This window comes from Pseudomonas putida (assembly GCF_050989985.1).
GTDB classification, from domain to species: Bacteria; Pseudomonadota; Gammaproteobacteria; order Pseudomonadales; family Pseudomonadaceae; genus Aquipseudomonas; species Aquipseudomonas putida_AI.
Window position 1 is genome coordinate 6,663,913 of the sequence record NZ_CP158815.1, and the last position, 12,642, is coordinate 6,676,554.

A 12,642-nucleotide genomic window follows, 5' to 3' on the forward strand; every position below is an offset into this window, starting at 1 on the left:
TGTCCCGCATCGGCGCTGGCTCTAGGCCGGGCGTTGCGCTAGCCTTGGGACTCACGCTCAACCGTCGAGTCTCATGCGTTTTCTTTCCAGCCTGCTCATCACTTCAGTGCTTTTGGCGGCCAACTGTCCGGGGTCGGCCCTTGCCTTTGACGCCTTCAATCTGTCGACTCAAGGCATCGTGGCCAGCGGATATGCCACCAGCATGGTGACCGCCGCGCCCTTCGACCATAAAATGCTGCTCGCTGCCCACGATGATGCTGCGGCGTACATCGCCAGTGGCGGTCAACTGAGAGGCGCTCAACTGGAGTCGGCCCTGCGTTATCTGCGCCAGACCCAGCCAAAACTTCATGCCAGCGACCTTGAACTGGCACAGGCAATTCTCGTCCAATAGTTATTCTAGGTTTTTCCGGAGTTGTTCCATGCGTAGCCCGCTGATTGCCGCCACCCTCGGCCTGCTGTTGTTGGCCGATATGGCCCAGGCCCATACCCTGGTTGCCACCAGTAACATGCTCATTCGTGCCACCCAACGCACGCTCGATTTCACGTCCGATACCACCACTTCGATCCGCGACTCGAAAATCGTGCGCGAAGCCCAGGACGACGCCGCCAGTTTCGTTGCAACCAATGGCGACATCCGTGGCGCTCACCTGGAAGCCGCCCTCGACATGTTGCGCACCCGCGTACCGGAAGCCCGCGACGCCAGTGATCAGGATCTCGCCGAAGCCATCCTCGCACTGTGAGGCCTGCACTCGCCTGGCTGCTGGCAGGGACGTTGTTGCTGATCGGCAGCAGCGCCCACGCCGGCCTTGAATTACATCTCAAGACTGACGGCCTGACCCCCTCCCAACAGCAAGCCAGCCAGGCGTTGCTCGATGAAGCCATGCAGGCGCTACCACCGAGCTTCATCGAACGACTCGACCGGCGCATCGACGTCGGCTGGACCGATGACATGCCCGCCAATGCCTATGGCCAGGCGTCTCTGGTGTCTGAGCTCGATCTGAATCGCAAACTGCTGGCCAGCCTCACGGACGGCACTGCCGCCAGCAAAAAGACCTATCGCCCCCATGGCACCGTGCGCCGTGAAATGCTCGCCACGGTCCTGCACGAGCTGACCCACATTTATGATCGTTCACGCCTGTGGTCCAAGGCGGAACGCACCTTGATCCAACGCTGTACCCGCCTGGACAACAGTTCGGGGCTCGTGGGCATTCCCGACGAATGCCGCAGCCAGTCCGGGCGCCGGTTTACCCTCAGCGACGATCCGCGCCTGCTCGACCTCGCCGGCTGGCAGCAATATGTCGGCCGTCGCGGTGAGCGCGAACAGCACAACCGACAGATCGCGCGCAGCCCGGACATCTACGAGACGAGCAGCCCCAAGGAATTCGTCGCGGTCAACATGGAGTACTTCCTCCTCGACGCGAGCTACGCCTGTCGCCGTCCTTCGCTGTACCGCTACTACAAAGAGCATTTCGGCTGGGCGCCCGCCGTGAAGGACACGTGCGGCAAAACCTTCGCATTCCTCAATGCCGGCAATGACTTCGCCAAGACGCCACTGGGCCAGGTCGACCCGGAGCGGGTGTACGCCGTCGACTATCTGCTGGCCGAGGCCAACCAGAACTGGGTCAGTCGCTGGGGCCACAGCATGTTGCGGCTGGTGATCTGCAAGCCGGGGCGCCCACGAGGCCCTGACTGTCGGCTCGATCTGGACCAGCATCTGGTGCTGTCCTACCGCGCCTTCGTTGGCGACGTGCAGCTATCGAGTTGGGATGGACTGGTGGGTAAATACCCTTCTCGCCTGTTCGTGCTGCCGCTGGCCCAAGTGATCGACGAGTACACCAAGACTGAATTGCGCAGCTTGGCCTCGGTGCCGCTAAACCTGTCACGCAGCGAAATTGAAAACGTGGTCGAACGTGCCGCCGAGATGCACTGGAGTTACGACGGCAACTACTTCTTCCTGTCCAACAATTGCGCGGTGGAGGAACTGAAGTTGCTGCGTGGCGGCACCAACAATTCCAAACTGGTCGCGCTGGACAACATCATGCCCAACGGCCTGCTGGAAGTGCTCAAGGGCCGGGGATTGGCAGATACCAGCGTACTGGACGATCCCAAGGAAGCACTGCGCCTGGGTTATCGCTTCGACTCCTTCCGCGATCGCTATCAGGCCATGTTCGAGGTACTGAAACAGCGACTGCCAATCAAACAGGACAAGGTCGAAGACTGGCTGGACCTGAAAGCTCAAGAACGCCGCCAATGGTTCCAACAGGCGGATTTGCGCACCAGCGCCGCCCTGCTCTTGCTTGAACAAGCCAGTTTCCGCCGGCAATTGCTGCTGGCTCAGGATGAAGTAAAGCAACGCTACCTGGGCGCCCGGGAGCTGAAAAACGGCGGCATGGACAAAGCCAACCAGACACTGCGGGAAATTCTCGACAACAGCGGCTTCCTAAGCCGCCCGGCCGAACTGCTCGGCAGCGGTGGCTATGGCTTGCCGCAACCGAGTGAATGGCAACGCCTGGAATCGGAAAGCAGCGAGCGGCAGAAACAGTTGCTGCTGTTGAGCGGGGACCTGGATAAGGAAGTGCGGGCGTTGCTGGAGCCGGAGCGGGCAGCGGAGATGGCGGCCAACGAGGAGAATGTGAAGCAGATTGGTGAGCACCTGCGCAAACTGCACAAGGCCTCGGGTGGGTTGGAGTTGCCGTAACTCGGAGAGATCAGCTCAGCGCAATAGACCCCACAAAAAATGGGCACCCAACCACGTTGGCGTGCCCATTTTTCATTCCGCGTCCCCGCAATGCGGGTTCGGGAAACAGATTACGGATTAACGCTGTCTTTCAACGATTTACCCGGCTTGAACGCAACGGTGTTGCTGGCCTTGATCTTTACCGGTTCGCCGGTTTGCGGGTTTTTGCCGGTGCGGGCACCGCGGTGGCGTTGCAGGAAGGTGCCGAAACCTACCAGCGTCACGCTGTCTTTGCGGTGCAGGGCGCCGGTGATTTCTTCGAGAACGGCGTTGAGGACGCGGTTGGCCTGCTCTTTGGTGAGATCTGCTTTTTCAGCAATAGCGGCGGCGAGTTCTGGTTTACGCATATTAGTGAAGCCCCTTTGACGGTTTTTTGTTGTTATGTCCGTGCTGCTCTCTGCGGAGCAGCGCCCAAAGCGCCGCAGATGCTCTACTCTGCGGCAGACGGGAGTGAGGATGGCACGCACCGAAGAGCCGCGCCAGTATCGAGATGGCCTTTATCAGAGCAACTTGAGGGTGATTCCGACAGAACGACCGGTATTTACGCCAGCAGTGCCGGAAGCTCTTTGTTCAGGGCCAGTTTTTCCATCACCGCAGCCCCTGTAAGGGCATAACCGAGCAGTTTGCCGCCGGCATCCCGGCATAACGCCTTGATGTCGGCGCCTTGTCCTTCCACTGTCCAACTGCCCTCCGAACCCCGTGGCGGCGGGGACACCACCAGCGGACACACCGGGGTTTTCACCGTGATTGGCATCGGGCCGTAGTTGACCGCCGTGGGGTTGCCGGCGAGGGTCTGGGCCAGCGCTCGGGCACAGCTCATCAAAGGCATCACGTACAGCAGATTCAGCCCATCGACCTCGGCGCAGTCGCCCAGGGCGTAGATGTTGGCGTGGGAGGTTTGCAGGTGACGGTCGACCATCACGCCGCGATTGACCTGCAAACCGGCCGCCGCAGCCAGGTCGACGCGCGGGCGCAGACCGACGGCTGAAACCACCACGTCACAGGGAATGACCTGGCCGTCAGAGAGATGCGCCTCCAGGCCTTCGGCGACACGTTGCAGGCGATTGAGCACCAGCCCGAGATGGAAGCGAGCGCCGAGGCTTTCCAGACCCGCCTGAACCGCAGCGGCCGCCGCCGGGTGCAGCAAGGTCGGCATTACCTGCTCGCACGGTGCAACCAGTTGCACCTCGTAGCCGCCCAGGCTCAAGTCGTTAGCGAATTCACAGCCGATCAGCCCGGCGCCGAGCAGCAACACCCGACGCTTGCCGGACGCTGCCGCACGAAAGCGTGCGTAGTCTTCCAAGTCATTGATCGGGAATACGCAGTCCGCAGCGTCACCTTCGATAGGTACTCGCACTGTTTCTGCGCCCCAGGCCAGGATCAGGTCGCGGTAGTACACCGCTTCCTCACCGATCCACAGACGCTTGTGGCCCGGGTCGATGCCGCTGATGCGGGTGTGAGTCCGCACTTCGGCCTTCAATTGCTCGGCCATGGCGCCAGGCTCCGCCATGCTCAGGCCATCGGCGTCCTTGTTTTTTCCGAAACCGGTGGACAGCATCGGCTTGGAGTAGGAGCGCCCGTCATCGGCGGTAATCAGCAATAGCGGGGTTTCGCTATCTAGTTTGCGAAACTCCCGGGCCAGGTTGTAGCCAGCCAGGCCGGTGCCGACGATCACGACAGGTGCGCTCATTCCCTACTCCTCAGTTATCAGGCGGCGATTTCGATCATTTCAAAATCCATCTTGCCCACACCGCAGTCCGGGCACAGCCAGTCGGCCGGTACATCCTCCCAGCGGGTGCCAGGCGCAATGCCATCATCCGGCCAGCCGTCAGCTTCGTTGTAGATCAGGCCGCAAACCACACATTGCCACTTTTTCATTCGGGTACATCCTCAGGGTTCAGGCTTTTACCGGCGCGAACGGTCGATGGTTCAGCGCTGCCGTCCGGCTCAGTGCGTTTTGTACTGATGGGGCCGGGCAGTTGCAAGCCTGTTCGGCGCAACCGGCAGCCGGATCACTCAAATTTATAAGCTGACATGTTAAGCTCGCCGCCTCATTTGCTGCCAATAATGACTCACTGTGCCGCACTCAAAATCCTCCCGTTCGGCCCCGCTCTGGCTCCCTCAAAGCCTGCTGATGCCCCTCCCCGACCCATTTACCCTTGACTGGCTGTTCGACGAAGGGTCGCTGACCCGACGCCTGACCCGCCTGTCGAATGACGGCTTCAGCGTCACGCCGTTGTTCGAAGGCTGGCAGACCCTGCGCGCCGATGAGTGTTTCGCGCTGGACCTGGCCGAAGGCAGTGAAGGCTGGGTGCGCGAAGTGTATTTGCGTGGCCATGGCGAGGCCTGGGTGTTCGCCCGCAGCGTCGCGGCACGCAGCGCGTTGCAGGGCGACGGCTTGCACATGGACGAGTTGGGCAGCCGCTCTCTGGGCGAACTGCTGTTCTGCGATCACGCCTTCCAGCGCCGCGCCATCGAGGTTTGCCACTATCCTCAAGCATGGCTGCCCAGCGAAGTCAGCGCGCCTGAACTGTGGGGCCGCCGCTCACGCTTCGACCGCGGGACGCTGAGCGTGCTGGTGGCCGAAATCTTCCTGCCGACCCTGTGGAGCGCCGCCCGCGCCCAGCCGGAGAATTGCTGATGTACCAGAGCCTGCTCAAGTCCCTGAATCGCGTGAATCCTCGGGCCTGGGACTTCATTCAACTGACGCGCATGGACAAGCCGATCGGCATTTATCTGCTGCTGTGGCCGACGCTGTGGGCGCTGTGGATTGCCGGCAAAGGCTCGCCATCGCTGGCCAATATCGTGATTTTCGTCCTGGGCGTGGTGCTGACCCGCGCCGGTGGCTGCGTGATCAACGATTGGGCGGACCGCAAGGTCGACGGGCATGTGAAGCGTACCGAACAGCGCCCGCTGCCGAGCGGCAAAATCAGCTCCAAAGAAGCGCTGGTGTTCTTTGCATTGCTGATGGGCCTGAGTTTCCTGTTGGTGCTGTGCACCAATGCGGCAACGATCTGGCTATCGTTTGGCGGCTTGGCCCTGGCCTGCACTTATCCGTTCATGAAGCGCTACACCTATTACCCGCAAGTGGTGTTGGGCGCGGCGTTCTCATGGGGGATGCCGATGGCGTTCACCGCCGAAACCGGCGAACTGCCCGCAGCGGCGTGGCTGCTGTGGATCGCCAACCTGATGTGGACGGTGGGTTACGACACCTACTACGCGATGACCGACCGCGATGACGATTTGAAGATAGGCGTGAAATCCACGGCGATTCTGTTTGGCGAGGCGGACCGGGTGATCATCCTGACCCTGCAAAGCCTGGCATTGGGCTGCCTGCTGTTGGCCGGTTCGAAATTCGAGCTCGGTGGCTGGTTCCATTTAGGCCTGGCGGTCGCCGCTGGCTGTTTTGCCTGGGAGTTCTGGTACACCCGGGACAAGGACCGGATGCGCTGCTTCAAGGCGTTCCTGCACAACCACTGGGCCGGATTGGCGATTTTTGTCGGGATCGTGCTGGATTACGCATTGCGCTGAGGCAAAGCCTCGACCCGCTTTCTGTGGGAGCAAGGCTTGCCCGCGATGGCGTCTTCAAAATCGCCATCGCGGGCAAGCCTTGTTCCCACAGAAAAGCGCTGTGGCTTACTTCTGCGATTCGTGAACCACGTGCCAGACGTCCTTCATTTTATCGCCCGTCATGTCTCCAGGCGCCTTGTCTTTGATGAAGGTGTACAGAGGCTTGCCGTCGTAGGCGTATTGCATATGCCCATCGTCACGCTTGATCACGCTCCACTTGCCTTCGGCCTTTGCACCGGCCGGCGCCATCATCGGCGGCCAGTTCTTGGCGCACTCATCGTTGCACATCGACTTGCCACCGGAGTCCTTATCGAACGTGTACAGGGTCATGCCCTTGTGATCGACCATCATCCCGTCTTTCATCATCGCCGGCTCAGCGGCGAAGGCCAGAGTCGGCAGCGTTAGCGCAGCAGTCACCAGCAGAGCCTTCCAGGATTGAGCAATGTGCTTCATGGAAACCTTCCTTTTGTGGTTGTCAGGATTCGGACTTAGAGCTTAGTTCAGGTTCGTGACAATCGCCGGGCGACTAAAATACTGTCACACGACTGCAATAATTCCGTTATCTAATGCGGCGCAAGACAGTTAAATGACAAGAGGATTAAGGCATGGTTGGCAGGAGCATTCTGATCGTCGACGACGAAGCGCCTATTCGCGAAATGATCGCCGTTGCATTGGAAATGGCCGGCTATGACTGCCTGGAGGCCGAGAACTCCCAGCAGGCCCACGCCATTATCGTTGACCGCAAGCCGGACCTGATCCTGCTCGACTGGATGCTGCCCGGCACCTCCGGTATTGAGCTCGCCCGCCGTCTCAAGCGCGATGAGCTGACCGGGGATATCCCGATCATCATGCTCACCGCCAAGGGCGAAGAGGACAACAAGATCCAGGGCCTGGAAGTCGGTGCCGATGATTACATCACCAAACCCTTCTCCCCTCGCGAGCTGGTTGCGCGCCTGAAGGCCGTACTGCGCCGTGCCGGTCCGACCGATGGCGAAGCGCCGATTGAAGTCGGCGGCCTGCTGCTGGACCCGATCGGCCACCGCGTGACCATCGATGGCAAGCCTGCGGAAATGGGGCCGACCGAATACCGTCTGCTGCAATTTTTCATGACCCACCAGGAACGTGCCTACACCCGTGGCCAGTTGCTGGATCAGGTCTGGGGCGGCAACGTTTATGTCGAGGAGCGCACCGTCGACGTTCACATCCGTCGCCTGCGCAAAGCCCTCGGCGATGCCTACGAAAATCTGGTACAAACCGTGCGCGGCACCGGCTACCGCTTTTCCACGAAAGCCTGACCCGGACTTTTCCCGCTTTAGAAGTAGACAAGGACGCGCGTTCAAGTGAACCAAAACTGGCATGGCACCCTGATTCGCCACATGCTGCTACTGGTCACCGCTTGCCTGGTGATCGGTCTGATCACTGGCTACTACGGCTGGAGCCTCGCTGCGGGCCTGGGCATTTACCTGGCCTGGACCCTCAAGCAACTACTGCGTCTGCACGAATGGCTGCGCCTGCACAAACCCGATGAAGCACCGCCCGATGGCTATGGCCTGTGGGGCGAGGTGTTCGACAGCATCTACCACCTGCAACGTCGTGACCAACGAGTGCGCGGGCGCTTGCAAGCGGTGATCGATCGGGTTCAGGAATCCACCGCGGCATTGAAAGACGCGGTCGTCATGCTCGACACCGACGGCAACCTGGAATGGTGGAACCGCGCCGCCGAGACCCTGCTGGGCCTCAAGACGCCCCAGGACAGCGGCCAACCGGTGACCAACCTGGTGCGCCATCCGCGCTTCAAGGAATACTTCGAGCAGGACAACTACGCCGAACCGCTGGAAATCCCCTCGCCGACCAACGATCGGATGCGCATTCAGCTGTACATCACCCGCTACGGCAACAACGAACACCTGATGCTGGTGCGCGATGTCACACGTATCCATCAGCTTGAGCAAATGCGCAAAGATTTCATCGCCAACGTGTCCCATGAGCTGCGCACGCCGCTGACGGTGATTTGCGGCTACCTGGAAACCCTGCTCGACAACGTCGAGGAAGTGAACCCGCGCTGGAGCCGCGCCCTGCAGCAAATGCAGCAACAAGGCGGGCGCATGCAGACCCTGCTCAACGACTTGCTGTTGCTGGCCAAGCTCGAAGCCACCGATTACCCGTCGGACAACCAACCGGTGGCCATCGACGGTCTGCTGCAATCGATCAAGAGTGATGCGCAGCAGCTGTCGGGTCAGAAAAACCAGCGCATCACCCTGGAAGCCGATCCGACCATCCTGCTCAAGGGCAGCGAAGCGGAACTGCGCAGCGCGTTTTCCAACCTGGTGTTCAACGCGGTGAAATACACCCAGGCCGAAGGCAACATCCGCATCCGCTGGTGGGGTGACGAGCAAGGCGCGCACCTGAGCGTGCAGGACTCCGGGATTGGCATCGACGCCAAACACTTGCCACGCCTGACAGAACGCTTCTACCGCGTCGACTCCAGCCGCAATTCCAACACCGGCGGCACCGGGCTGGGCCTGGCAATCGTCAAGCACGTGCTGCTGCGCCACCGCGCACGGATGGAAATCAGCAGCGTGCCGGGCCATGGCAGCACCTTTACCTGCCATTTCGCCCCCGCCCAGGTCAGCAAATCCCGGGTTATCAGCACCGCCGACTGATACCGGCCAGCACTGCCTACTAGGCAATCGCCAAGTCAGCCGCTACATTGGCTGACTTGCGCCTGCCTTTTCAGGCGCACTTTTTTCTTTCCATTCGAATACACGGAACCCGCAAAACTCCATCATGGACCCTTCCCCTGGTTTGACCCTCGCAACAATATTCGCCGACTTCGGCATGATTCTTTTTGCTCTGATCCTGGTTTTGCTCAACGGCTTTTTCGTTGCGGCGGAATTTGCCATGGTCAAGCTGCGCTCGACCCGTGTCGAGGCCATCGCTGAACAGCACGGTTGGCGCGGACACATCCTGCGCACCGTACACAGCCAGCTCGATGCCTACCTGTCGGCGTGCCAATTGGGTATCACCCTCGCCTCCCTGGGCCTGGGTTGGGTCGGTGAACCCGCATTCGCGCACCTGCTCGGACCGGTGCTTGAAATGGTCGGCGTGCAATCGGCGGAGGTGGTCAAGGCGGTTTCGTTCTTCACCGCGTTCTTCATCATTTCGTACCTGCACATCGTGGTCGGCGAACTGGCCCCGAAATCCTGGGCCATCCGCAAACCGGAGCTGCTGTCGCTGTGGACTGCGGTGCCGCTGTACCTGTTCTACTGGGCCATGTATCCGGCCATTTACCTGCTCAACGCCAGCGCCAACCAGATCCTGCGCATCGCAGGGCAAGGCGAGCCCGGCCCGCACCATGAGCACCATTACAGCCGCGAAGAACTGAAGCTGATCCTGCACTCCAGCCGTGGCCAGGACCCGAGCGACCAGGGCATGCGCGTGTTGGCCTCGGCGGTGGAAATGGGCGAGCTGGAAGTGGTCGACTGGGCCAACTCCCGCGAAGACCTGGTGACCCTGGAGTTCAATGCTCCGCTCAAGGAAATCCTGGCGATGTTCCGTCGCCACAAGTTCAGCCGTTACCCCGTGTACGACAGCGAGCGCCAGGAGTTCGTGGGCCTGCTGCATATCAAGGACCTGCTGCTGGAACTGGCGGCCCTGGACCACATTCCCGAGTCGTTCAACCTGGCTGAACTGACCCGCCCGCTGGAGCGCGTGTCCCGGCACATGCCGCTGTCGCAACTGCTGGAGCAGTTCCGCAAAGGTGGCTCGCACTTCGCCGTGGTTGAAGAGGCTGACGGCAACATCATCGGCTACCTGACCATGGAAGACGTGCTGGAAGTGCTGGTGGGCGACATTCAGGACGAACACCGCAAGGCCGAGCGCGGCATCCTCGCCTACCAGCCGGGCAAACTGCTGGTGCGTGGCGACACGCCGCTGTTCAAGGTCGAACGGCTGCTGGGGATCGATCTGGACCACGTCGAAGCCGAAACCCTCGCAGGCCTGGTGTACGAGAGCCTCAAGCGCGTGCCGGAAGAGGAAGAAGTGCTGGAAGTCGAAGGCCTTCGGATCATCATCAAGAAGATGAAAGGGCCGAAGATCATTCTGGCCAAGGTGTTGATGCTCGATTAAGTGTCCTGGCTTTGAACCGAGTCGATCCCTTCGCGGGCAAGCCCGCTCCCACAAGGACACCACTGTACCTGTGGGAGCGGGCTTGCCCGCGAAGGCGTCAGAACAGGCAACACGTCACTGCCTGCCCAACGCAAAGTTGGGCAACGCCCCCAGCGGCTTTTTGAACCGGTACGGTATCGACACCAGCCCCATCCCCGTATTGCGCTGCACCACGAAGTGCAGATGCGGCCCGCTGCTGTTGCCGGTATTGCCGGACAGCGCCAAGGGACTGCCCACCGCCACCCGCTGCCCCTCGCGAACACTGACCGAACCCTTTTTCAGGTGCAGATACACCCCCATGGTGCCGTCATCGTGCAGCACTCGCACGAAGTTGCCTGAAGGGTCGGAACCGCGTCCGGTCTGGCGGTTTTCGGTTTTCACCACCACCCCACCCCTGGCAGCGATGATCGGCGTGCCTTCGGGCATGGCGATGTCCATGGCGTAGCGGTTCTTCGGCCCATAGTGGCTGTACTGGCCGTTGGCGCCCTGACTCAGGCGAAAGGGCCCGCCACGCCAGGGGAACGGGTATTGATAGGCCATGGCAGCCCCTGACGGGTCGCCCAGGAAGTACTGGAAGCTTGGGGTGTAGGTCAGCGGCTTTCCGGGGCGCGTCGCCTTGAGCAGCGCCAGACGAATGCTGCTGCGTGCAGGCATCACCCGACGAATCGGCCGGCTCGGTGCACCACTGACATTATTCAGGCCAGCGAAACTCAACTCGATCTGCACCGGCGCATACAGGTCATTGCGCACGAACACGCTGTCCATGCCCTTGAGCTTTTTGATATCGAGGTACACCTGGCGCTCCAGGTGTTCGACCATGCCATCGCGAAAGACGAAGACCTTGGCGCCCTTCGAGGGACGGTCACTGTAGGAAACCACGCCATTGGCGTCGGTGGACGTGTAGATCGTCATGGCCACAGTCGAGGTGGAGGCCATGAAAAGACCACAGAAAAACAGCAGGCGCGCGAGCATGGGCAGGTGTCTGTCGAGTAAGGCCTGGGATTGAGCCTAGCAGTCGGAATTGACCTGCGTGATCGACGGATGTTTCAAGAAGGGTGAGTCAGACAGATGTGCGGCGTATGAGGTGGCCCCTTCGCGAGCAGGCTCGCTCCCACATTGAAATGCAGCTCAACTGTGGGAGCGGGCTTGCCCGCGAAGACAGACAGTCAGGCGATGAAGATCACGCGCCTGGAATGAAGTGCTTCTGCGCCGTACCACGGGCAATCAAACGCGAGATGTAGTCGAGCTTCTGCGCATCCTGGTCGACGAAGCGGAAGGTCAGCTGCAGCCACTCGCTGTCAGGCTTCTGCTCGTGGGCGACGATGGCGTGCAGGTAGCCGTTCAGACGTGCCGTCTCAGCGCTCTCGCCCTGCTCCAGATCGAGCACGGCACTGTCGAGCACTTGCGGCAGGTTGTCGACACGCTTGACCACCAACAGTGCCTCCTTGAGGCTCAGGGCCTTGATCACGCATTGCTGGATGCCGTTCGGCAAGCGCAGTTGACCCTGGCCGCGCCCTCCCCCGGCTGCCGCAGCGGCTACCGGTGCCTTGACCGGCGGGCTGTTGAGCAATCCACCCCGGGCTGGGGCTGGAGCGGCTGGCGCAGCAGGTGCGGCGACGGAGGCCACAGCCACGGCAGGCTTGCCGCCGGTCAATGCGCTCAGGGAATCGTTGGCGAATGCCGGGCTCGCTTTGGTGTTCGTCGTGTTCATCAAGGCGTCGAGCTTGCCGACCTTGTGCAGTGCCTGCTTGACCTTGGTGATCAGTTGCTCGTTGGTGAAGGGCTTGCTCACATAACCGGATACCCCGGCCTGGATCGCCTGAACCACGTTCTCCTTGTCGCCGCGGCTGGTCACCATGACGAATGGCATGCCTTTGAGACTTTCCTGCTCACGGCACCAGGTCAGCAGTTCCAGACCCGACATTTCCGGCATTTCCCAGTCGCACAGCACCAAATCGAACGCTTCGCGCGACAACAGGGCCTGCGCCTTCCTGCCGTTGACCGCATCTTCGATGCGCATGCCCGGAAAATAGTTGCGCAGGCATTTTTTCACCAGGTCACGAATGAACGAGGCATCGTCCACGACCAACACACTGACCTTACTCATCCAACACCCCTTTAAAAAATCCCGGCCAGCATACCGCTTTACTGATGGCACATTGCCAGAA

General features: G+C 60.8%; 14 protein-coding genes. 8 read left to right on the top strand and 6 right to left on the bottom strand.

Annotated elements, in window-relative coordinates; genetic code table 11:
* Positions 1–73 precede the first annotated feature (73 nt).
* Genes ABTV29_RS30415 through ABTV29_RS30425 form a run of 3 tightly spaced genes read left to right on the top strand, consistent with a single transcriptional unit; the run spans position 74 to position 2,698 of the window.
* Complete coding sequence (locus ABTV29_RS30415; RefSeq protein ID WP_433768178.1) at positions 74–391, top strand: DUF2388 domain-containing protein; 318 nt, start codon at positions 74–76, stop codon at positions 389–391.
* Between the two features lie 28 nt (positions 392–419).
* Positions 420–740, top strand: coding sequence for a DUF2388 domain-containing protein (locus ABTV29_RS30420; RefSeq protein WP_433768179.1), 321 nt, complete (start codon positions 420–422; stop codon positions 738–740).
* Positions 737–2,698, top strand: a complete 1,962-nt coding sequence (locus ABTV29_RS30425) for a DUF4105 domain-containing protein (protein ID WP_433768180.1) — start codon at positions 737–739, stop codon at positions 2,696–2,698. The genes ABTV29_RS30420 and ABTV29_RS30425 overlap by 4 nt, the downstream gene beginning before the upstream one ends.
* 110 nt (positions 2,699–2,808) lie before the next feature.
* Here the strand turns inward: ABTV29_RS30425 and ABTV29_RS30430 are convergent, their stop codons facing one another.
* From ABTV29_RS30430 to ABTV29_RS30440, 3 genes are all read right to left on the bottom strand, one after another.
* Complete coding sequence (locus ABTV29_RS30430; protein ID WP_003213368.1) at positions 2,809–3,084, bottom strand: HU family DNA-binding protein; 276 nt, start codon at positions 3,082–3,084, stop codon at positions 2,809–2,811.
* Between the two features lie 194 nt (positions 3,085–3,278).
* The gene (locus ABTV29_RS30435) at positions 3,279–4,427 is read right to left on the bottom strand and encodes an NAD(P)/FAD-dependent oxidoreductase (RefSeq protein WP_433768181.1); all 1,149 of its coding nucleotides are present in this window, start codon (positions 4,425–4,427) and stop codon (positions 3,279–3,281) included.
* A 17-nt stretch (positions 4,428–4,444) separates the two neighbouring features.
* The gene (locus ABTV29_RS30440; protein WP_128604589.1) at positions 4,445–4,615 is read right to left on the bottom strand and encodes a rubredoxin; all 171 of its coding nucleotides are present in this window, start codon (positions 4,613–4,615) and stop codon (positions 4,445–4,447) included.
* 256 nt (positions 4,616–4,871) lie between these two features.
* Here ABTV29_RS30440 and ABTV29_RS30445 point away from each other — a divergent pair, with 256 nt between their 5' ends.
* Together ABTV29_RS30445 and ubiA are read left to right on the top strand one after the other, a co-directional pair.
* The gene (locus ABTV29_RS30445) at positions 4,872–5,378 is read left to right on the top strand and encodes a chorismate lyase (RefSeq protein WP_433768182.1); all 507 of its coding nucleotides are present in this window, start codon (positions 4,872–4,874) and stop codon (positions 5,376–5,378) included.
* Positions 5,378–6,268: a 4-hydroxybenzoate octaprenyltransferase gene (gene ubiA, locus ABTV29_RS30450; protein WP_433768183.1), complete on the top strand. Its 891-nt coding sequence runs from the start codon at positions 5,378–5,380 to the stop codon at positions 6,266–6,268. The genes ABTV29_RS30445 and ubiA overlap by 1 nt, the downstream gene beginning before the upstream one ends.
* A 105-nt stretch (positions 6,269–6,373) precedes the next feature.
* Here ubiA and ABTV29_RS30455 read toward each other — a convergent pair whose 3' ends face one another.
* Positions 6,374–6,760, bottom strand: coding sequence for a COG4315 family predicted lipoprotein (locus tag ABTV29_RS30455; RefSeq protein WP_433768184.1), 387 nt, complete (start codon positions 6,758–6,760; stop codon positions 6,374–6,376).
* A 152-nt stretch (positions 6,761–6,912) separates the two neighbouring features.
* Between ABTV29_RS30455 and phoB the strand changes: the two genes are divergently transcribed.
* The 3 genes from phoB to ABTV29_RS30470 all read left to right on the top strand — a co-directional run bounded on the left by phoB (position 6,913) and on the right by ABTV29_RS30470 (position 10,435).
* Complete coding sequence (phoB, locus tag ABTV29_RS30460) at positions 6,913–7,602, top strand: phosphate regulon transcriptional regulator PhoB (RefSeq protein WP_034149326.1); 690 nt, start codon at positions 6,913–6,915, stop codon at positions 7,600–7,602.
* 81 nt (positions 7,603–7,683) lie between these two features.
* On the top strand, positions 7,684–8,970 hold the full coding sequence (phoR, locus tag ABTV29_RS30465; RefSeq protein WP_433772079.1) for a phosphate regulon sensor histidine kinase PhoR: 1,287 nt from the start codon (positions 7,684–7,686) through the stop codon (positions 8,968–8,970).
* A 124-nt stretch (positions 8,971–9,094) separates the two neighbouring features.
* Complete coding sequence (locus tag ABTV29_RS30470; protein WP_110965712.1) at positions 9,095–10,435, top strand: hemolysin family protein; 1,341 nt, start codon at positions 9,095–9,097, stop codon at positions 10,433–10,435.
* 114 nt (positions 10,436–10,549) lie between these two features.
* Here ABTV29_RS30470 and ABTV29_RS30475 read toward each other — a convergent pair whose 3' ends face one another.
* Both ABTV29_RS30475 and ABTV29_RS30480 read right to left on the bottom strand, forming a co-directional pair.
* Entirely contained in the window at positions 10,550–11,446 is an 897-nt protein-coding gene (locus ABTV29_RS30475) for a peptidoglycan DD-metalloendopeptidase family protein (protein ID WP_433768185.1), read from the bottom strand.
* A 208-nt stretch (positions 11,447–11,654) separates the two neighbouring features.
* Positions 11,655–12,581 carry a response regulator gene (locus ABTV29_RS30480; RefSeq protein ID WP_433768186.1) on the bottom strand — a complete coding sequence of 309 codons (927 nt, stop codon included), beginning with the start codon at positions 12,579–12,581 and terminating at the stop codon, positions 11,655–11,657.
* Positions 12,582–12,642 lie beyond the last annotated feature (61 nt).